Source organism: Stutzerimonas kirkiae (assembly GCF_004327335.1).
In the GTDB taxonomy this organism is placed as follows: domain Bacteria; phylum Pseudomonadota; class Gammaproteobacteria; order Pseudomonadales; family Pseudomonadaceae; genus Stutzerimonas; species Stutzerimonas kirkiae.
Map to the genome: position 1 here is coordinate 24,286 of NZ_QJUO01000011.1, position 20,172 is coordinate 44,457.

At 63.5% G+C, this 20,172-nt stretch carries 24 protein-coding genes; 14 read left to right on the top strand and 10 right to left on the bottom strand.

From position 1 onward, the window contains the following. Nucleotides 1-166: 166 nt before the first annotated feature. The 5 genes from DNJ95_RS08075 to uraH all read right to left on the bottom strand — a co-directional run bounded on the left by DNJ95_RS08075 (nt 167) and on the right by uraH (nt 3,298). Nucleotides 167-496, bottom strand: a complete 330-nt coding sequence (locus DNJ95_RS08075) for a YqfO family protein (protein ID WP_131184211.1) — start codon at nt 494-496, stop codon at nt 167-169. A 69-nt stretch (nt 497-565) separates the two neighbouring features. Beyond that, nucleotides 566-1,747: a formate-dependent phosphoribosylglycinamide formyltransferase gene (purT, locus tag DNJ95_RS08080; protein ID WP_131184212.1), complete on the bottom strand. Its 1,182-nt coding sequence runs from the start codon at nt 1,745-1,747 to the stop codon at nt 566-568. A 25-nt stretch (nt 1,748-1,772) separates the two neighbouring features. After that, complete coding sequence (locus DNJ95_RS08085) at nt 1,773-1,961, bottom strand: DUF1289 domain-containing protein (RefSeq protein WP_131184213.1); 189 nt, start codon at nt 1,959-1,961, stop codon at nt 1,773-1,775. Between the two features lie 126 nt (nt 1,962-2,087). Continuing rightward, on the bottom strand, nt 2,088-2,705 hold the full coding sequence (locus DNJ95_RS08090) for a CoA pyrophosphatase (RefSeq protein WP_131184214.1): 618 nt from the start codon (nt 2,703-2,705) through the stop codon (nt 2,088-2,090). A 242-nt stretch (nt 2,706-2,947) separates the two neighbouring features. Then, the gene (gene uraH, locus DNJ95_RS08095) at nt 2,948-3,298 is read right to left on the bottom strand and encodes a hydroxyisourate hydrolase (protein ID WP_131184215.1); all 351 of its coding nucleotides are present in this window, start codon (nt 3,296-3,298) and stop codon (nt 2,948-2,950) included. 186 nt (nt 3,299-3,484) lie between these two features. Between uraH and puuE the strand changes: the two genes are divergently transcribed. From puuE to DNJ95_RS08140, 9 genes are all read left to right on the top strand, one after another. Continuing rightward, complete coding sequence (gene puuE / locus DNJ95_RS08100; protein ID WP_131184216.1) at nt 3,485-4,408, top strand: allantoinase PuuE; 924 nt, start codon at nt 3,485-3,487, stop codon at nt 4,406-4,408. Beyond that, nucleotides 4,405-4,920: a 2-oxo-4-hydroxy-4-carboxy-5-ureidoimidazoline decarboxylase gene (uraD, locus tag DNJ95_RS08105; RefSeq protein WP_131184217.1), complete on the top strand. Its 516-nt coding sequence runs from the start codon at nt 4,405-4,407 to the stop codon at nt 4,918-4,920. Before puuE ends, uraD begins: the two co-directional genes overlap by 4 nt. A gap of 15 nt (nt 4,921-4,935) precedes the next feature. Continuing rightward, complete coding sequence (gene alc / locus DNJ95_RS08110; protein ID WP_131184218.1) at nt 4,936-5,931, top strand: allantoicase; 996 nt, start codon at nt 4,936-4,938, stop codon at nt 5,929-5,931. A gap of 67 nt (nt 5,932-5,998) precedes the next feature. Then, a complete protein-coding gene (locus tag DNJ95_RS08115) occupies nt 5,999-6,511 on the top strand; it encodes an ureidoglycolate lyase (protein ID WP_131184219.1) in 513 nt (170 codons plus the stop codon). Between the two features lies 1 nt (nt 6,512). Continuing rightward, on the top strand, nt 6,513-7,712 hold the full coding sequence (locus DNJ95_RS08120) for a urate hydroxylase PuuD (RefSeq protein WP_131184220.1): 1,200 nt from the start codon (nt 6,513-6,515) through the stop codon (nt 7,710-7,712). A gap of 385 nt (nt 7,713-8,097) precedes the next feature. Further along, nucleotides 8,098-8,445 (top strand): hypothetical protein, encoded by a 348-nt coding sequence (locus DNJ95_RS08125; RefSeq protein ID WP_131184221.1) that lies wholly within the window; start codon nt 8,098-8,100, stop codon nt 8,443-8,445. Nucleotides 8,446-8,559: 114 nt separating this feature from the next. Further along, the gene (locus DNJ95_RS08130; protein WP_131184222.1) at nt 8,560-9,366 is read left to right on the top strand and encodes an outer membrane protein OmpK; all 807 of its coding nucleotides are present in this window, start codon (nt 8,560-8,562) and stop codon (nt 9,364-9,366) included. A 216-nt stretch (nt 9,367-9,582) separates the two neighbouring features. Next, the gene (locus DNJ95_RS08135; RefSeq protein WP_131184223.1) at nt 9,583-10,242 is read left to right on the top strand and encodes a TetR/AcrR family transcriptional regulator; all 660 of its coding nucleotides are present in this window, start codon (nt 9,583-9,585) and stop codon (nt 10,240-10,242) included. A gap of 35 nt (nt 10,243-10,277) precedes the next feature. Beyond that, nucleotides 10,278-11,237 (top strand): LysR family transcriptional regulator, encoded by a 960-nt coding sequence (locus DNJ95_RS08140; RefSeq protein ID WP_131184224.1) that lies wholly within the window; start codon nt 10,278-10,280, stop codon nt 11,235-11,237. A 78-nt stretch (nt 11,238-11,315) separates the two neighbouring features. Here DNJ95_RS08140 and DNJ95_RS08145 read toward each other — a convergent pair whose 3' ends face one another. Together DNJ95_RS08145 and rnd are read right to left on the bottom strand one after the other, a co-directional pair. Then, nucleotides 11,316-11,609: a YcgL domain-containing protein gene (locus DNJ95_RS08145; RefSeq protein WP_131184225.1), complete on the bottom strand. Its 294-nt coding sequence runs from the start codon at nt 11,607-11,609 to the stop codon at nt 11,316-11,318. Beyond that, nucleotides 11,606-12,730 (bottom strand): ribonuclease D, encoded by a 1,125-nt coding sequence (rnd, locus tag DNJ95_RS08150; RefSeq protein ID WP_131184226.1) that lies wholly within the window; start codon nt 12,728-12,730, stop codon nt 11,606-11,608. Before rnd ends, DNJ95_RS08145 begins: the two co-directional genes overlap by 4 nt. 568 nt (nt 12,731-13,298) lie before the next feature. Here rnd and DNJ95_RS08155 point away from each other — a divergent pair. Both DNJ95_RS08155 and DNJ95_RS08160 read left to right on the top strand, forming a co-directional pair. After that, complete coding sequence (locus DNJ95_RS08155) at nt 13,299-13,625, top strand: hypothetical protein (protein WP_131184227.1); 327 nt, start codon at nt 13,299-13,301, stop codon at nt 13,623-13,625. A 38-nt stretch (nt 13,626-13,663) separates the two neighbouring features. Then, nucleotides 13,664-14,941, top strand: a complete 1,278-nt coding sequence (locus DNJ95_RS08160) for an OmpP1/FadL family transporter (protein WP_131184228.1) — start codon at nt 13,664-13,666, stop codon at nt 14,939-14,941. 159 nt (nt 14,942-15,100) lie between these two features. On the opposite strand, the gene DNJ95_RS08165 is transcribed toward DNJ95_RS08160, so the two are convergent. From DNJ95_RS08165 to DNJ95_RS08175, 3 genes are all read right to left on the bottom strand, one after another. Then, nucleotides 15,101-16,042 carry an AEC family transporter gene (locus DNJ95_RS08165; RefSeq protein WP_131184229.1) on the bottom strand — a complete coding sequence of 314 codons (942 nt, stop codon included), beginning with the start codon at nt 16,040-16,042 and terminating at the stop codon, nt 15,101-15,103. A gap of 16 nt (nt 16,043-16,058) precedes the next feature. Further along, nucleotides 16,059-16,592, bottom strand: a complete 534-nt coding sequence (locus DNJ95_RS08170) for a C40 family peptidase (protein ID WP_131184230.1) — start codon at nt 16,590-16,592, stop codon at nt 16,059-16,061. 168 nt (nt 16,593-16,760) lie between these two features. Next, nucleotides 16,761-17,390, bottom strand: a complete 630-nt coding sequence (locus DNJ95_RS08175; RefSeq protein WP_131184231.1) for a C40 family peptidase — start codon at nt 17,388-17,390, stop codon at nt 16,761-16,763. A 22-nt stretch (nt 17,391-17,412) separates the two neighbouring features. Between DNJ95_RS08175 and DNJ95_RS08180 the strand changes: the two genes are divergently transcribed. The 3 genes from DNJ95_RS08180 to DNJ95_RS08190 all read left to right on the top strand — a co-directional run bounded on the left by DNJ95_RS08180 (nt 17,413) and on the right by DNJ95_RS08190 (nt 20,152). Continuing rightward, the gene (locus DNJ95_RS08180) at nt 17,413-17,634 is read left to right on the top strand and encodes a hypothetical protein (RefSeq protein ID WP_131184232.1); all 222 of its coding nucleotides are present in this window, start codon (nt 17,413-17,415) and stop codon (nt 17,632-17,634) included. Between the two features lie 101 nt (nt 17,635-17,735). Continuing rightward, the gene (locus DNJ95_RS08185) at nt 17,736-18,164 is read left to right on the top strand and encodes a YbaN family protein (protein ID WP_131184233.1); all 429 of its coding nucleotides are present in this window, start codon (nt 17,736-17,738) and stop codon (nt 18,162-18,164) included. 278 nt (nt 18,165-18,442) lie between these two features. Then, nucleotides 18,443-20,152, top strand: a complete 1,710-nt coding sequence (locus DNJ95_RS08190; protein ID WP_207388740.1) for a hypothetical protein — start codon at nt 18,443-18,445, stop codon at nt 20,150-20,152. Nucleotides 20,153-20,172: the final 20 nt, after the last annotated feature.

A 20,172-nucleotide genomic window follows, 5' to 3' on the forward strand; every position in this document is an offset into this window, starting at 1 on the left:
CTATGCCGTTATTTATCGGCAAGGTGCTTCGATAAAAGCGCTGGAGACTGGAAAGCTGGACGAAAAACACCGGCTGCCACGCTCTTTCGTCCAGCCTTCCAGCGCTGTTTTCGACTGTTAGCGCGATTGCCCTGAGTTTCCAGCGATGAAAGGATGCTCACTCACTTCAAGCTTCCGGCTTCTGGCGTCCAGCTCCCACGGGCCAGACCTCGTACGCCGGGGTCTGGTAGGGATGGCTGGCCCTCAGCGCCTCGATACAGGCATCGACCAATCCATCCTCCAACACCATCTCCACCTTCCACTCGGGCAGGCGCTCCACCTGCCCCTGTGAGCCGATGAAGGGCTCGCTGCCCGGCAGAGGCCGGAACTGCCCCTGGCCCAGTACCTGCCAGCAGCAATGCTCGTAATCGCCGATACGCCCGCCGCCTGCCGCGAAAACCGCCGCCTTGACCGACTCGACATGGCTGTCGGGCACGAAGAAACACAGCTTGTGCATCGTAGCCTCGCTTGGGAGGCTTCAAGCTTCAAGCTTCAAGCTTCAAGCCAGCCGCCCCCGGCATGTCCGTCAGAGTTGCACATTCACCGCCTGGGCGGCGCGCAAAGCCTTGGCGCGGGCGCTTTCGATGCTTTCATCGCGCGCCAGCGCCACCCCCATGCGGCGCTGGCCGCTGACGCCGGGTTTGCCGAACAGCCGCAGCGAGGTATCCGCCTCGGCCAGGGCCGCGCCGAGATTGCCGAAGCTGACACTCGCCGACTCGCCCTGCACCAGCACCACCGCCGAAGCGGATGGACCGAACTGGCGAATGGCCGGGATCGGCAACCCGAGGATCGCGCGCGCATGCAGGGCGAACTCGGACAGGTCCTGGGAAACCAGCGTGACCAGGCCGGTATCGTGCGGGCGCGGCGAGATCTCGCAAAACCAGACCTTGTCGCCCTTGACGAACAGTTCCACGCCGAACACGCCGCGCCCGCCCAGCGCCTCGGTCACCGCCAGGGCGATGCGCTCGGCCTCGGCACGCGCGGCAGGCGTCATCGCCTGGGGCTGCCAGGACTCCTGGTAGTCGCCTTTCTCCTGGCGATGGCCAACCGGCTGGCAGAACGTGGTACCACCGGCATGCCGCACGGTCAGCAGCGTGATCTCGTAGTCGAAGTCGATGAAACCCTCGACGATCACCCGTCCCTTGCCGGCACGCCCGCCCGCCTGGGCGTAATCCCATGCCGCCGGGATATCGACCGCGCTGCGCAGGACCGACTGGCCCTTGCCGGATGAACTCATGACCGGCTTGATCACGCAGGGGAAACCCACCGCCTCGGTACCGGCGCGGAACTCTTCCAGGGTATCGGCGAAGCGGTAGTCCGAGGTCGGCAGGCCCAGTTCTTCCGCCGCCAGGCGGCGGATGCCTTCGCGGTTCATGGTCAGTTGCGTGGCCCGCGCGGTGGGAATGACGGTATAGCCCTCGCCCTCCAGCTCGACCAGGGTCGCGGTGGCGATGGCTTCGATCTCCGGCACGATATAGTGCGGCCTTTCCCGCTCGATCACCGCACGTAGCGCGGCGCCATCCAGCATATCGACCACATGGTGACGGTGCGCGACCTGCATCGCCGGCGCATCGGCATAGCGGTCGACGGCGATCACCTCGACCCCGAGGCGCTGCAGTTCGATGACCAGCTCCTTGCCCAGCTCGCCGGAGCCGCACAGCAGGACACGGGTCGCGCTGGGCGACAGGGGGGTACCAATACGGGGCATGGGAATTCCTCGGTTCAAGCGGTTTTCAGAGAAGCAGCCCGGCGGCTTTCGCCCGCTCGTGGCAGCGTGCGAGCACCTCGCGGCGCTCGTCATTGTTCAGGCGGCTCCAGCGCAATATCTCGTCGATGCTGCGCTGGCAACCGGTGCAGATATCCTGCTCATCGAGTGCGCAGATACTCACGCACGGCGAGGGCAGCGGTCTTTCCTTTTCCATCGTCGTGGGCGTCCAGGGGGCTGGCAATCGAATTGCCGGTAATGATGCAAGGCCGGGCGGCAAGCCGCAAGCCAGGCATGGCCGCCATGTCTTCGCCTTCGCCGGCAGCCCGCTGGCCTTGCCCGGTCAGCGCGGGCGCCGCGGGCTCAGGTCGATGAAGGAGGCGGAAGCGTTGCGCAGTTCGATACCCGCGTCGTACACCAGGTTGACCAGTTCCACGATCATGATCGCGGTCAGTCCCCAGATCTGGTAGTCCTCGTAGCGGTAGCAGGGCACATACCAGGACTGCCCCTGGTAGTCGATGCGATGGGTGAATTCGCGCGGGTCCTGGCAGAAGAAACTCAAGGGCACCGAGAATACCGAGGCAATCTCGTCATCGTTGGCGCGATACTCGACATAGTCCGGCACGATGCCGACCACCGGAGTGACGTGGATACCATAGGTCGAAACCAGGCTGCTGAGCGGGCCGATGATTTCCACCATGCCGGGCGGCAGGCCGACTTCTTCCTCGGCCTCGCGCAGGGCGGTGCTGATGAAGTCGCTGTCCTCGGGATCGCGCCGCCCACCGGGAAAGGCGACCTCGCCGCCGTGGGTGGAAAGACCGCTGGCGCGCAGCGTCAGCACCAGCTCGGGATCGTCACTGCGGGTCACCGGCATCAGCACGGCGGCTTCGGGGTAACGGCTGGAGGTGACCATGAGGTGCGGGGAGTAATCACGCACACGTTGGATAAGCTTTTCCAACATGATTCTTCTCGCTTTGTCTTTCCGGGCATCATGGCATGAAAGACTCCGGGCGCACAGACCCACGGGAGATCGCGCTACGGGCTCCTGGGGAAAGAACGCCGGGAGGCTGGACGAAAAACGGCGGCTATCACGGCTTTTCGTCCAGCCTCCGGCGCCCTTATCGAAGCACCTTGCCGATGGCATCGGTCGCATGCAACAAAACGGCGCACCCACACGGCCGTGCGCCCCATAACAAGGCAGCCTCAACTACCCCGATAGGTCGAATAGCTGTAGGGCGAGACCAGCAAGGGCACATGAAAGTGGCGCTCGGCGGACAGCCCGACGCGCAACACAACGGTATCGAGGAAGGCCGGCTCGGGCAGTTCGACACCACGCCCGCGGAAGTAGTCGCCAATGCGGAAATGCAGTTCGTAGACGCCCTCCCGGGCCTCCTCGCCATCGACCAGCGGCTGGTCGCAGCGCCCGTCGGCATTGGTCTGCAGCTCTTTAAGCAAGTGTCGCCGGTCGCCTTCGAGGCGATACAGCAGCAGTGTGATTCCCGCTCCCGGACAGCCATGGGCGGCATCCAGGACGTGTGTCGTCAGTTTCCCCATGGGCTTCGATCTCCAGGCTCGGGGTGGTATTGCCAGTGCTACCAGCGTAGCGATTTTGCCGTCACGCAGCGCGACCGGCATAGTGTCCCGAGCAAAAACCTGACCAATCGGGCAAGTTTTTTGCTTTGCTCATGACATGCACCGGGCAGTATCCGCCCCGAACAGAACAAGCAGGAGGCCTCCAAGGTGAATCCCTATCCCCGCGACCTCGTCGGTTACGCAGACCGGCCACCCCATCCGCACTGGCCCGACGCCGCGCATATCGCCCTGTCCTTCGTGCTCAACTACGAGGAAGGCGGCGAGCGCTGCATCCTGCATGGCGACAACGAGTCGGAAGCCTTCCTGTCCGAGATGGTCGCGGCCCAGCCGTTGCCAGGCGTGCGCAACATGAGCATGGAGTCACTGTACGAATACGGCAGCCGTGCCGGCGTCTGGCGCCTGCTGCGGTTGTTCCGCCAGCAGCGCATCCCGCTGACCATCTTCGCCGTAGCCATGGCCGCCCAGCGTCACCCCGAGGTCATCCGCGCCATGTGCGCGGACGGCCATGAAATCTGCAGCCACGGCTACCGCTGGATCGACTACCAGCATATGGACGAGGCCGAGGAACGCCGGCAGATGGAAAAAGCCATCGCCATCCTCGGCGAGATCACCGGGGAGCGCCCGCTGGGCTGGTACACCGGCCGTACGGGGCCCAATACCCGCCGCCTGGTGCGCGAGGAAGGCGGCTTTCTCTACGACTCGGACAGCTACGACGACGACCTGCCCTACTGGGACCCGGCCTCGAGCGTGGAACGCCCGCATCTGGTGATCCCCTACACCCTGGACACCAACGACATGCGTTTCACCCAGGTACAGGGCTTCAACAGCGGCGACGATTTCTTCAACTACCTGAAGGACGCCTTCGATGTGCTCTATGCCGAAGGCCGCGCCGGTGCGCCGAAGATGCTGTCCATCGGCATGCACTGCCGCCTGCTCGGCCGTCCCGCGCGTTTCGCCGCGCTTTGCCGTTTCATCGACTACGTGAAGGGGCATGAGCGGGTCTGGTTCGCCCGCCGCGTCGATATCGCCCGCCACTGGCACGCCACCCACCCGTTCGGAGCACAAGGATGACCGCCTTCCACACGCTCAAGCCCTCGACCCTGGGCCGCGAGGCCTTTATCGAGGCCTTCGCCGATATCTACGAGCATTCGCCCTGGGTGGCCGAAGCGCTGTTCGAACAGGGCATCACGGCGGCGGACGAGCAGATCGAACACCTGCACGCGCGCATGGCGCAGGTGCTGCTGGATGCCGACCCGGCCAGGCAGCTCGCCCTGATCAACGCCCACCCCGACCTGGCCGGCAAGGCCGCCGTGCGCGGTGAACTGACCGCCGCCTCCAGCGCGGAACAGGCCGGTGCCGGCATCCAGGATTGCAGCGCCGAGGAGTTCGAACGCTTCCAGTACCTGAACCATTCATACAAGTCGCGCTTCGGCTTCGTATTCATCATGGCGGTCAAGGGCAGCGACCGGCAGCGGATCCTCGCCGCCTTCGAGGAACGCCTGCACAACACGCCCGAGCAGGAGTTCGCCCGCGCCATCGCCGAAATCAACAAGATCGCCCTGCTGCGCCTGCTGGCGCTGTAATTCGAGAGCATTCCCATGAAGACCTGTGCAGCTCCCTTCGAGAAATACCTCAACCTGGCCGATGCCCGCCTCGGCAGCCGTGTCATCGAGGTCAGCGATGACTGGTTCGCCGCCGCCGACCGCATGCTGCAGCCCGGCGAGCCGGTGTGGAAGGAAGGCGTGTTCGACGACAACGGCAAATGGATGGATGGCTGGGAGTCCCGCCGCAAGCGCTTCGAGGGTTACGACCATGCAGTGATCCGCCTGGGCGTCCCTGGCGTGCTCAAGGGCGTGGACATCGACACCCGTCATTTCACCGGCAACTACCCGCCATCGGCGTCCCTCGAGGCCTGCTTCGTCGCCGCGGGCGACCCGGACCAGGAGACTCAGTGGACGGAAGTGCTGCCCGCCGTCGAGTTGTGCGGCGACAGCCACCACTACCATGCGCTCGACTGCGCCCAGCCCTTCACCCACCTGCGTTTCAATATCTACCCGGACGGCGGCGTAGCGCGCCTGCGCGTGCACGGCATTCCCTACCGCGACTGGAGCGCGCAGGGCGGAGAGGAAGCCATCGACCTGGCCGCCGCCCTCAATGGCGGTCGTGCCCTGGCCTGCTCCGACGAGCATTTCGGCCGCATGGGCAACCTGCTCAACCCCGGTCGCGGCGTCAACATGGGCGACGGCTGGGAAACCGCGCGCCGCCGTACCCCGGGCAACGACTGGGTGATCGTAGCCCTCGGCCATCCGGGCGAGATCGAACGCATCGTCGTCGACACCCTGCACTTCAAGGGCAACTACCCGGACAGTTGCTCTATCCAGGGCGCCTTCGTCAAAGGCGGCACCGACGCCCAGATCGAGACCCAGAGCCTGTTCTGGCGCGAGTTGCTGCCCAGCCAGAAACTCTCGATGCACCAGGAACACGAATTCGCCGAACAGATCGCCGCCCTCGGCCCGATCACCCATGTGCGCCTGAATATCTTCCCGGATGGCGGCGTCAGCCGCCTGCGGCTGTTCGGCAAGGTGGCGAAGTGAGAAGCGTGTCCAGCCCCATCACCCTATCCAGGGGCTGCGAACCCGACCAACCGATATGGAATATCCCATGCGTACCCTGACCATCGAACCCCTGACGCAAAGCGCTTTCGCCCCCTTCGGCGATGTCATCGAGAGCGCCGGACGCGACTTCTTCATGATCAACAACGGCTCCACCCGCCGTTACCACCGGCTGAGCAAGGTCGAGACAGCCGCCGCCGAAGACGAAGTGCTGATCAGCATCTTCCGCGCCCAGGCACTGCCCCGGCCATTGCCCATCGCCATGCTGGAGCGCCATCCACTGGGCAGCCAGGCCTTCATGCCATTGCACGGCAAGCCGTTCCTGATCGTGGTCGCGCCCATCGGCGAAGAACCGCAACCAGGCCAGATCCACGCCTTTATCAGCAATGGCCGCCAGGGCGTGAACTACCGTCGCGGTGTCTGGCACCACCCGGTGCTGAGCATCGCCCCCGAGGATGACTTCCTGGTGATCGATCGCGCCGGCGCCGGCAACAATTGCGACGAGCATTTCTTCCCCGAGGACCAGCGTGTCCTGCTTTCTCTGGTCGACAGGGGGATATGACGTGGAAGCTCACCTGACCGAATGGCTGAACCTGAGTATCCGCTGGGTGCACATGATCGTCGGCATCGCCTGGATCGGCGCCTCCTTCTACTTCGTCTGGCTGGAAAACAACCTCGAGCGCGACAACCCGGGGGAAGGGCTGTCCGGCGACCTCTGGGCCATCCACGGCGGCGGCATCTACCACCTGGAGAAGTACAAGCTGGCGCCCGCGCAGATGCCGGAAAAGCTCCACTGGTTCAAATGGGAAGCCTACAGCACCTGGCTTTCGGGGGTGGCCCTGCTCACCGTGGTCTACTACCTGAACCCCGCCATCTACCTGATCGCCCCCGGTAGCCAGTTGTCGCCGGCAGCCGCCGTGGCCATCGGCCTCGGCTCGCTGCTCGCCGGCTGGCTGGTCTACGACCGCCTCTGCGACTCGCCCCTCGGACGGCGCCCCGGCCTGCTCGGCGCGCTTCTGTTCGCGCTGATCGTGTTCGCCGCCTGGGCCTATGCGCAGGTGTTCAGCGGGCGCGCCGCCTATATCCATGTCGGCGCGCTGATCGGCACACTGATGGTCGGCAACGTGTTCCGCGTCATCATGCCGGCCCAGCGCGAACTGGTGACAGCCATAGGCGAAGGCCGGCAACCCGATCCGGGCCTGCCAGGAAAGGGATTATTGCGATCCAGGCACAATAACTACTTCACACTGCCCGTGCTGTTCATCATGATCAGCAACCATTTCCCGAGCACCTACGGCAGCCAGTACAACTGGCTGATCCTCGCCGCCATCGCCCTGATCGCCGTGCTGGTACGGCACTATTTCAATACCCGCCAGCAAACCCGCAGATTCGCCTGGGCACTGCCGGCCGCCGCTCTCGCGCTGATCTGCCTGGCGTTCGTCAGCGCCCCCAGGCAGCAGGTCACGCAGCCTCCCGCCGAGGCCGCGGGCGGCATATCCGCCAGTGCCTTCGGCAAGGTCAGCGCAGTCATCCACGAGCGCTGCACCGTCTGCCATTCGTCCAGCCCCACCAGCGAGTTCTTCAGTACCGCGCCGGCCGGGGTAATGTTCGACAGCGACGAACAGATTCGCCAGATGGCGGCCAGAATCCATGCCCAGGCCGTGGCCACACCAATCATGCCGCCGGGCAACATCACCCAGATGACCCAGGAAGAACGTGACCTACTGGGCCACTGGATCGCCCACGGCGCCCACAGCGACTGATACCCAGGGCACTGGCGGTGATCGAATGTCGCTCCCGTCAAAAGAGCCAACCCTTTTCAAGACGAAAAACCTTCGGTGCGCGGATTGTACGGTGGCGGAACAGGGCCATCGCATGAACGCTCACCTCTGCTCCCGCCGGCATCCGCCCTGCCTCAGGGGCGGGACAGTGCGACGGGATTGCCGATAGTGTGTCTGCCTCAGGATCGTACAGCGCGGCCTCGGGCTGATCGTCCCCGTGCGAATGCCTGACGGGGCACGCATGAATACATCCCTGTAGCTTTTCACCGCCTTCCCTGGCGGCGAGGCCCCGTCCCGCCACCAGGCATCCGCACAGCCACTAGCGGTACTGCCTGAGGGAAAGAGCGGGAAACCGAAAACCCTGTGAATGATCCAGGCACCGAGCGGCGGCTCTTTCCATCGGCGCCACGATATTCGCCGCGAGTCCGGCCTCCACGGCGATGGGCCGGGATTTCATCCGATCACCCTGGGCGGCGAAAAGCTCGCTCTCCCATACGTGCTCACCGCGAGCCACGCTGACAATGCCGCCACGCCGGCACAAGCCCGGCAGCCCATCCGTGCGCCAAAACGGAGCCCTCGCCAACACTTCCCGCACAAATCTGACCCACAAAATAACCTGACCAACCGGTCAGTCAGCTTATTTGATTATCAACACACCTATATAGACATCCATGCAAACCTCTTATCCAGCCAAAAAAATAAAATATCCTTTTGATTAAAAAGGAATTTTTAAAAAACAAAGAACATTGACACAGATAATGGCACACGAATTGCCATCATTTTTCCTGACTGATTGGTCAACTAAAAACTATCGACAGGAGCACTTATAATGAAACGCACTCTGCCCTGCTTCACCCTGGCCACCGGCCTTCTGTTCAGCGGTTATGGCATGGCCGACAGTCCACTGCTCTGGCATGGCAACAGCCTCACCTACCTGAACGGCACGGACTTCCAGGTGGATGGCGGCCAGAAAGGCAAGACCCAGCAGACCGTCACCTTCGAGCATGTCAGTGGCTGGCGCTGGGGCGACCTCTTCATGTTCGTCGACCACAAGTGGTTCAACGGCCTGTCCGGCAGCGAAGGACGCACCTATTACGGGGAATTCAGCCCACGCCTGTCCCTCGGCAAGGTCACAGGCAAGAGCTTCGCCTTCGGACCGGTCAAGGATGTGCTGATCTCGGCCACCTACGAACGCGGCAAGGACGGCAACCAGAGCTACCTGCTCGGCCCCGCCGTCGACCTGAACGTGCCCGGCTTCGACCGCCTTGCGATCAACACCTACTACCGCAAGCCCGATGGCACCTACGGCAACAAGCCCAGCGGCCAGTGGCAGATCACCCCCACCTGGGCCATGACCATTCCCGTGGGCAAATCCGATATCCTCTTCGACGGCTACATCGACTGGGTGGTCAACGACGCCGGCTCCAAGAACAAGACAGGCAACTACATGAACCGCAACCTGCACTTCAACCCGCAGATCAAGTACGACCTGGGCAAGGCGCTGAACTACGGTGCCAAGAAGCTCTACGTCGGGGTGGAATACAGCTACTGGGAAAACAAGTACGGCATCGAGGACAGGAGCGGCTTCGACACCAACCAGAACAGCACCAGTCTGCTTATCAAGGCGCATTTCTGATAGCCCCGGGGCGATCGCACTATCGACCAGGCATTCGCTCAAAAGCGCTGGAGGCTGGAAAGCTGGACGCAGAAGCCTGTCGTCCAGCCCCAAGCCTTCAGCGCCGTTTTCGGCTCTTCGAACGCATAGCGCGATCGCCCCCTGGCTGTTTCCCCTTGCGCCGGGCGGCCAAAGGCTATCAGATAGCCCCGTACTGCCATATCCGGAAGGGAGCCCATGAACGCCAAGATACCCTCGTACACCGAGTCGCCGGAACGTCCGAGCGGCCGTATCCGACAACAGAACGAAGACGTCATTCTCGCCGCCGCCGCCGAGGAGTTCGCCCGCTACGGCTTCAAGGGCACCAGCATGAACGCCATCGCCCAGCGCGCCGGACTGCCCAAGGCCAACCTGCACTACTATTTCAACAGCAAGCTCGGGCTCTATGTCGAGGTCATGCGCAATATCCTCGAACTGTGGGACAGCGCCTTCGACAACCTCAGCGTGGATGACGACCCGGCCCAGGCCCTGGCCGCCTACATCCGCACCAAGATGGAGTTTTCGCGCCGCCACCCGAAGGCTTCGAAGATCTTCGCCATGGAGGTCATCAGTGGCTGCGAGTGCCTGTCCGAGCACTTCAGCCAGGACTACCGGGTCTGGTTCCGTGGCCGTGCCGCCGTGTTCGAAGCCTGGATCGCCGCTGGCAAGATGGACCCGGTCGACCCCACCCACCTGATCTTCCTGATCTGGAGCAGCACCCAGCACTATGCCGACTTTTCCGAGCAGATCACCCAGATGGTCGGCCAGAAGCGCCTGACCCGGGAAGACTTCGCCCGCGCCACCGACTCACTGATCCAGATCGTGCTCAAGGGTTGCGGCCTCACGCCGCCGCGCTGACGCCCCGCACACCAGGCTGGAATCGAAGGCTCCCCATGTCCCGCAAGCTGCATATCCACTCCCCGGCCATCCATTATTTCGACATGGTCCGCCGTTGCCGCTCCATCCGCGAGGCGGCGCGCCGCCTGAATATCGCCTCATCGGCGGTGAACCGGCAGATTCTCAAGCTCGAGGACGAGATCGGCATGCCGCTGTTCGAGCGCCTGCCCGGCGGCCTGCGCCTGACCGCCGCGGGGGAGATATTCGCGCGCCATGTGCTGGTGGTGCTGCAGGATGCCGAGCGCGTGCGCTCCGAGCTGGATGCCCTGCAAGGGCTGCGTAGCGGCCATGTGGAAATCGCCACCATCGAGGGCGTGACCATCGACCTGCTGCCCTGCGTGCTGGAACGCCTGAACCAGCGCTATCCGCGCATTACCGTGGGCATCACCAGCCTTGGCTCGCAGGCCATTCCCGAATCGGTCATCAGCGGCCAGGCGGACATCGGCCTGGCCTTCGCCCTGCCGCGCACGGCCGAGTTGCAGCAACTCGGCGTCGGCCATTTCCGCCTCGGTGCCATCGTCGCCGCCGATCACCCGCTGGCGACACGCAGCGAGGTCAGCCTGGCCACCTGTGCCGAGTACCCGCTGATCCTGGCCAAGAGCGCCTTGTCCATCCACCACCTGATGGCTCCGCTGTTGACGCGCAACCGCATTTCCCACCAGGCCAGCCTGCAAACCAGTTCGGTGGAACTGGCGCAGCAAATGGCCCGGCGCGGCATCGGCGTCGCCTTCCAGACCCGCATCGGCATAGAAGCGGAAATCGCCCGCGGCGAACTGGTGCACCTGCCGCTGACCGATAATGGCGGCGTGTTCAGCGACCTCGGGGTCTACGTACGCGGCGCCCGCTACCTGCCGGTGGCGGTGGACGCATTCGTACGCGCGCTGTGCGAGGAAATCGCCGAGCGCGAACAACTGGAAAGGAATCTGAAAGCCCCGGCCGCAGAGAATGGCCAATAGCGCGTGGCTCGCTGGTCATCGCCAGGCAGGACAGCGCGCCACACTTGAAGCTTGAAGCTTGAAGCTTGAAGCCGATGATCAGATCGGATCGTTGCGGGTCAGCAACTCTTCCGGCAGGTGCTCGATGTAATCGTCCTCGGGCGGCGGCATCTGCAGGTGGTAGCCCTGCTGGTCGAGATTCGCCAGCACCTGTTCGATATCTTCCCGCGACAGTTTGCGCTGCGGGCTCAGCACCAGGTCGAACGCATGGATCGGCGGGCCGAACGCGGCCAGCAGCGGTTCGGGCACCCGCGACAAGGCATCCTGCTTCAGCACATACAGGTACATCTCGTTCTTGCGCCGGCTCTTGTAGATCGAACAGATACGTTTCATGGCTGTGGCTCCAGGGTATCCAGCAGTGCCTGCCCCATCAGTTCGCGACGCCAGCCGCGCAGGGATTCGGGCAGTTGGTAGGGGCCATCGGGGTACCCCGTCTTGAGCAGGGCCTCGAGTACCTTCTTGCGCAACATCAGCTCGGGCGCGATATCCAGCCGCTGCGCCTCGCGCTGGCCCACCGCGCGCAACTTCTTCAGCAGGGTGGATACCTCCAGGGGCAACGGCTCCGGCAGCACCTCGGGCCAGTCCCCCTCGGGCAGTGCGGCGGCCCGGTGGATCAGCTCCAGCAGGGTTTCGCCATCCTCGCGTACGGTGCGCGGATGCATGTCCTCGATACGCGCCAGGCTGACCAGGTCCCCGGGCTGGGTCCGTGCCAATGGCCACAGGCTGTTTTCGCGCACGACCCGGTTGCGCGTTACATCGCGTTCGCGCGCCTGGGTCTCGCGCCAGGCCGACAGCTCGCGCAACACCGCCAGTTGCTGCGGCTGCAGGCGCCAGGCCTGCTTGAGATCACGGTAGACCTGACGCGGATCGACCACACGCCGCAGGTTGCCGACCTGTTCGGCGCCATCCTGCAGAACCCAGGCCAGCTTCTCGGCCGACAGCCTGGCACCCAGGGCAACGTAGAGCTCGGCCAGGTACTGCACATCCTCGGCGGCATAGCGCACCTGCAATTCGCTGAGCGGGCGTTGCAACCAGTCGGAACGGGTCTCGCCCTTGGGCAACTCGATACCCAGTACCTGCTGTACCAGACGCGAATAGCCCATGGAGAAACCGATATTCAGGTAGCCCGCCGCCAGTTGTGTATCGAACAGCGGCGCGGGCAAGGCACCGGCCAGATGCAGGAAGACCTCCAGGTCCTCGCTGGAGGCATGCAGCACCTTGACCACCTCGGGCTTTTCCAGCAATGCGGCGAATGCACTCCAGTCGTCGATCCGCAGCGGATCGACCAGCCAGACCTCACGGCCATCGCAGACCTGCAGCAACCCGGCGATCGGATAAAAAGTATCGACCCGCATGAATTCGGTATCCAGCGCCACATAAGGCTGCTGGCACCATTGTCGGCACAGCCGGGCAAGTTGCTCGTTGTCGAGTACCCATTGGATTTCCAGGGACAAAGGCGTCTCCTTGCGAAGCGGTTCGGAGCCTGATCTGCATAAGGCCGAAAGGCGCGCAGTATAACGTCCCGCCTCCATCTTGCGCGGAAACATCGAACATCCCGCAGCCCAATCGCATGGAGCCCCGTCCAGGCCAGGCCGTGGAGGCTGGCTGGAGGCTGGAGGCTGGAGGCTGGAGGCCAGTACGCTGCCTCGTTGCGAGCGGATTGGCAATCAGGTGTGCATTTTATCGTAGGCCGCTGGCGCTGTCCGGGCGTCCGAGATGTCGCCAATCCGGACGGCCCCGCTACGAAACACGCACGAACCCGTCGCGCATATGAATAAGGGGCCTCTTCGTCGGCGTCCCTGCGGACGAAGGTTTCGTGGCGGGGCTGGACGGGCTCGCGGCGAATACCGCGGCGACTATGGAAGAAGCCGTCAGCGCACTGCTGGATCATTGGTAGGGCTTTCGGTTTCAGCAGCTCTTTCCCACTGGCTCTGCTGGAGGTGGCTGTGCGAATGCCTGGTGGCGGGACGGGGCCTTCGCCGCCAGGGATGGCAGCGAAGAGCTACAGGGAAGTATTCACGCGTGCCCCGTCCCGCCACCAGGCATTCGCACAAGGAAGATGATCCCGAGATCATGCTCTACGATCCAGAAGCCAGCCAGACACACTATTGCCAATCCGCTCGCAAGGCACCGTACCCCGACGCCAGTGCACACATTTATGAAGGCGCAAAGGCGGGCGCGCATATGATCGCCACCTGCATCCCGGAAAATCTGTCCATAAGGTCACGAATGGTCCGAACGGTCACCTTGCAGACTGCGCTACACTCCCTCGCCAACGGATCGCAAGCTGCGAAACAGAGCCTGCCCGGCACCATTCAGGATGAGCCAGGTCAAAACCGGCAGGCGTGAACCGTCCCCTGAAGCGAGAACCAATAATGAAAACAAAAATGAAAAATGCATGCTTGAAAACCACACTGGCCATGACTGCCGGCGTACTGGGCGGCCAGGCCCTGGCCGCTGGCTACGCGCTCAACGAACAGAGTATCAGCGGCATGGGAACATCCTTTGCCGGTCGTTCATCGGCGGCGGACGATGCCAGCACCCTGTTCGGCAACCCGGCCGGCATGGCTCGCCTGCAACGCGAGGAAGCCAGCTTCGGCATCGCCGCCATCCATGCCCGCACCGACATCAGCCATACCAGCAGCCCGTCCCATGTCAGTGGCAGCAACGATGGCGACATGGTGCCGTTCACCGCAGTGCCCATGGGCTACTACGTCAAGCCGCTGGATGAGAAATGGGCCGTTGGCGTCGGCATCTATGTCCCCTTCGGCATGATCAGCGACTATGAAAACGGCTTCGAGGGGCGTTACTTCGGGGACTACAGCGAAGTGCGCGTGATCACCGTGCAACCCACTGTCAGCTACCGCTTCAACGAGCGGCTGTCGATCGGCTTCGGGCCGACCATCAACCGTATCGACGGGCAATTGGAAAGCGCATCGCTCAACTCCTTCACACCCGGCACCAACGATGGCCGCGTGAAGGTCAAGGGCGATGACACCGCGCTGGGCTTCAACGTCGGCGTGCTCTACGAATTCTCCCCGCATACCCGCGCCGGCATCACCTACCACTCCAAGGTCAAGTACAAGCTGGAAGGCGATACCAGGCTGTCCGGTGGAACCTTCGCGCTGCTGGGGGCGGATAGAAAATACGACGCCTCGCTGAAACTGCAGACGCCCGAGTCGGTGGACTTCTCCGTGACCCACGCGCTGGACGACCAGTGGACGCTCTATGCCGGCGCCACCTGGACCCGCTGGAGCCGCTTCGAGGCACTGGTCATCGAGAACGCGGGCCTGCCACTGGCGCTGCAGGGCTCGGCCCTGGACCCCGTCGTCGAAGACCAGCACTGGCACGACACCTGGGCCTACGCCGTGGGCGCCGCCTACAAGCTCAGCCCGCAATGGACGCTGCGCAGCGGCGTAGCCTTCGACCAGAGCCCGACCAACAACGTCGACCGCTCGCCGCGCATTCCCTCCGGCGACCGCACCGCGGTGAGCCTCGGCCTGGCCTGGAACCCCAGCGACGACGTGACCCTCGACTTCGCCTACAGCTACCTGTGGGAGGAAGACACCAAGCTCAACCGCAGCAGCCCCTCTCGCGGCGCCTACTCGGCCAGGTACGAGAACCGTGCCCACGGCTTCGGCGCGGGCCTGACCTACCGCTTCTGACCCGCAAGGCCAAAGGCCGGGAGCATTCCCGGCCTTTCATCCGGCAACCGGCTCGAAGAAGGGCCGGCAAGCGATGCGCGATCACCCTCGGTGCGCACGGCGCACGTGGACTTGGCTTCCAGCTTCCGGCTGCGCCTACCCGACACAACCCTTGAGCGATCAGATCCAGCCCCCCCATTGCAGGATGAACAACCCCAGGTTGGTATTGACCACCGCCATCAGCGTCGTGATGGCGATGACCGCGGCCGCCAACTGATGGTTCGAACCGACAGCCTTGGCCATGACGAAACTGGCCGCCGCGGTAGGGCAAGCGAAATACAGGAAGAGAATACCCAGCTCGGCTCCACGGAAACCGAGCCACCAGGCCACCAGCGTCAACGGCAATGGCAGGCCGAACATTTTCAGCAGGCTGCAACTCAGCGCGACCCGGCCACTGTCACGCAGCCCCCTCAGGGAGAGCGTGGCGCCGATGCAGATCAACGCCAGCGGCAGCGTCATCTGCGCGAAATAGTCGCCCGACTCGAGCAGCCACTCGGGCAGCGGGATCCGCCAATAGGCGAACGGAATGGCCAGCACGATGCCGATGATCAACGGATTGCGGACGATACTGCGCAGGATGCTGCGCACGTCGGAACTGGCGGCAGGGCTGTACAGCGCCAGTATCACCGACGCGAGCACGTTGTAGCAGAGGATCGCCACGCCTGCGAGCACACTGCCCAGGGAAAGCCCGATCTCGCCATAAAGACTGGCCGCCAGCGCCAGCCCGATGATGCCGTTGTTGCCACGAAAGGCGCCCTGCACATAGACGCCACGATCGGCCCGGGGGCAGCGCCACAGCGCCCAGCCCCACGCCAGCAGAAAACTCGCCACGCTGGCCAGGCAGAAATAGCCGAGCAACGCGGGCGCCAGCGCCATCGACAGATCGGCACGCAGAATGGAAAGAAACAACAGTGTCGGCATGGTGCCACGAAAGACCAGGCTCGATGCCGTACTGACGAAAGCCGTATCGATCCACTCCAGACGCCGCAGCAACAGCCCGAGGAACATCATGGCGAACACCGGAGCCGTGACGCCCAGGGTCTGGATAAAGAGATCGAACATGGGAAATCACGGGCCCTTACGGGTTACTGGCCAGGCTCTCCGCACCAAGCACCCGCTTGGCTGCTATATAGCTCTTGTGCCAGTAATTGTTGGACAGGCTATCCAGGCGCACCGTGCCGCCGCTCGACGGCGCGTGTACGAAACGGCCATCACCGACGTAGATACCGGCGTGGCTGACCCGCCGTCCGCCATTGGTCGCGAAGAACAGCAGATCGCCGCTGCGCAGGGCATCGCGCCCTACCCTGGCGCCGCTCGCGCCCATCATCTCCTGGGTCGTACGCGGCAACACCACGCCGGCGGCGCCACGATAGACGTAGCCGATCAGCCCACTGCAATCGAAACCGCTCTCGGGTGTATTGCCACCCCAGCGATAAGGCGTACCCACCAGGCCCAGCGCACTGAACAGTACGTCCTCGGCCGTACCCGAGGCCGCCATCGGCGAAAATGCCACGACACGGGAGTGCTCATGAGAAACCTGCGGGGGAGAGCCGGCACAGGCAACCAGCAACGCGCAGCAGGCAAGCAGTGAGATTCTGACCGGCATAGGCATTACAGAACGGCTCCCGACGGATGAGCGGTCACTGTGCATGGGCAACCGGCAAAAAACAAGGCTATGTCAGGGCCCCGCGAAGCTTTCCGGGAGCACCGCCACCCGCGGCCAAGGCACCCTTTACGGAAGCGACAAACTCGGGCGACACCATCGGTGCGGGGCTATCCATCAATGATGGGAAGTTGCGCCATCCACGGAAGCGAGAGCCAGGACACGCTTGGCTTTCATATAGCTGGCACGCCAGTACTTGTCATCCAGGCTGTCCACGCGCACACCGCCGCTGCGGCTGCTCGAGGAGTGGATGAACTGGTCATCGCCAATATAGATGCCGGCATGGGTGACACGGCCACGCCCACGGTCATTGAAGAACAGCACATCCCCCGGTTCGAGCTCGGAGCGTTTTACCAGCGGGGCATCCAGGTCGATCATTTCACGCGTCGAACGGGGCAGCTCTATGCCTGCCTCCTCGCGAAACAGAAAGCCGACGAAGCCGCTGCAATCGAAGCCGGTCCTGATCGAGCTGCCACCATAGCGATAAGGCGTTCCCACAAGCTTGAAACCGCTCTCGAGGATGCTGTCGGCCAGCACGGGCATTTCATAGCCCTGCTCGGCGGAGAAGTCATGCGCCGGCTCTGCCTGCTGCGCCACTGCCGATGGTTCATCAGGCAATTGCAGTACCAGCGGCTGCAGGCGCGGCTGCGGCGGCTGTACCAATTCAGGCTGCTGCGGCTGTGCAGCACAGGCTGCCAGAAGGGCTGTCAGTGCGAAGGGCACGAGGGGTGCGAAGCGTTGGCGCATGGGCACGACCGTGTCAGGGTAAATGAACGAAGGCGAAACTATGCCCTTTATTAGCGCGATGAGCAAATTTTATCACCGCGAATGTGACGAATTGCCCGGAGAGAAACGTCTGGCCGGCAAACGCAAGACCCGCAACGGTTTCCCTGATAACCATGAAGCTTTATTAACTGGCGTCCAGCGCCCTCTTGAACTCTACTGCCCTGGAAACCTGTTCACGATCTCGCGAGCCAGGGTCTGTTTTTAACGCAGCAGGGCCGACGCACAACAGATCGTGAACAGGCTCCGAGAAGATGCGTTGCACTTCCGCCATACACATCAGCCTTCGCCCGCCGCAGCAGTCTTGCCATGCATTCATATAGAAAATCCCCCGCAACCGGCCTCAGACGGCTGGCACTCGTATTCCTGGCCTATCTCAGCCTGGGCTGCGCCATTCTGGGCCTTTTCATTCCCGGGCTGCCAAGCACGGAGTTCGTCCTGCTCAGCGCCTGGGCCGCGGCCCGCAGCTCGCCGCGCCTGAGCAACTGGCTGGAAAGGCACAGGGTCTTCGGCCCACTGCTGCGCAACTGGCGCAACGGCGGTGTCATCACACGCAAAAGCAAGGCATTCGCCAGCTTCGGCATGCTCGCCTGCCTGGCCCTGCTGGCATGGCACAGCCCGCCATTCTGGCTGACGCTTCTCGCCGCCAGCGGGATGGTCATCGGCGCCGCATGGATCTGGTCGCGTCCTGAACGGCCGGGCGGCACGGAGCAGTTGCCCGCCCTGGGCGACAAGTAAGCGCCTCGGGACTTGCGCTCGGCAAAAGCGCTGGAAGCCTGAACACTGGACGAAAAGCCTGGCCCTCATCCTGCTTTCCCAGCGCGCTCTTCCCGGCTATTCGCACGCGTGGCGCGACCGCCCTCCCGCAGCCCCGGCAGACAGGGCCGCGCCATGCGGGAGCCTTCGTTAAGCATTCTTAATAATGCTTAACTTGCCGATATTGGGAAGTATTCTTATTTTGCCAACCCACCCGTCCACTCGACGAACGGCTGCTGGCCCAGGAAAAGAATACCCTCATGAAGCACCACGCCCTATTTCGCCACTGGCTGCAGCGGCTAATGGCCGCCGCAGGGAATCGCGCCTGGCCGACGGCCATGGTCGCCACGACAGGCCTGGCGCATGAAGGCCCGAACAACCCCCAGGCCTCTCCAGGCACCACGCACCATCCTCGCAACCCGTTCAGCGGCTTCATGCGCAAGCAGGATGGAGGTATCGCTCCGTTCATGGTCCTGGCACTGGGCGGTGCCCTGCTGTCGACAGCCTACTCGCTCGAAACCAGCCGTATGACCAATGATGCGGCCCAGGTAAAGCGAGCCACCGATGTGGCGGCCATGGCGGTGGGCAAGGCGCACCTGATGGACGGCGAACGTTCGCTGGAGGCACTGGCACCTCTGGCCTACAACTATGTAAAGAATAACCTGGGCATGGACAGCAGCCTTGCCGAGCGGATTGCCCAGGACAACGTATCCCTGAGCAGGGAAACCGACGAGGAAGGCCACACCCGCTACACCGTGATGGCAAGCTTCCAGGCCGAGGCGCCGATGCTGGGTGCCGCCAGCGAAGAAATCCAGGTGTCCTCCACCTCGGAGGTGGTCGCCAAATCGACCGAAATCGCCATCGTGCTTCCCAACAGCCTGACCGAAGGCGATGCCGAGCTGGCCGCCCTGCGCCGCCTGTTCAAAGGCTTCGCCAACCGCCTGCTCGAAGGCGACGAAAGTGACGAACGGCGCATCTGGATTTCCCTGATCCCTTTCAGCCAGACAGTGAATGTCTACGACACCGAAGATCCGAACCGCATCCGCCGCTGGGCCACCAGCACGGCCATCCGCCCGGTGGAGCTGACCACACTGTTCCGCACCGGGATACGGGACCTCAGCGACCGCCGCATGCCCGACCCCATGACCGAGCGCCTGTGCCTGAACCGTGGCCTGCGGCTCGGCGAAAACTACTTCTGGGACCAACCACCCGCAGGCCAGTTCACACGGGTCTACTACCGCCACGACCTGCCCGAAAACCACCCATCCGAACCCAGTATCAGTTGGACCGGCCCCAACCCGACCTTCGGCCAGGCCAGCGGCACCAACGACATCCGCTACATCATCGGCGACGTGGGATGTCCCAGGGCGCCCCTGCTGCCCCTGACGAACGACCTGGAAAAGATCGAAGAGCGCCTGGACGAAATGCGCACCGGCTTCAACACGAACTACGCCATCGCCATGGGTTGGGCCGCCCATGCCCTGTCCCCAAACATGCGCGGCAGCAATGGCTGGGGCGATAGCGAACTGCCACTCGACTTCGCCACGGAAGACAACACCGACAACGTCAAGATCATGGTCATGCTGGCCAACACCACCGGCAACTGGTTCGACACCGACGCCTACAACTCCGCCCAGGTCGGCTCCGCCATCGATGGCCAGTCGACTGGCACCGGCCAGGGTGATACGGAAGCGGCCTCTCGACGCTTCCAGAGTCTCTGCAACAGCTTCCAGCAGAGGAAGCTGAAATTCCACTTCATCGGGGTCCGTCCGGGGGACCCGTCAGAATTCGGCCGAGTGCTGTTCGACAGCGTGGCGGGAACGCCTCTGCGCATCTGTGCCCAGGGCACGGGCAGCATGACCTTCGCCAACGCTACCAGCTTCCGTGAAGGCGAGGACCAGATCGACAGCCTCCTCACCGACATCACCGACAAGATCAAACACGAATATTACGTCCGCCTGGTCGAGTGACCGCAGGCCGTTTCCGTATC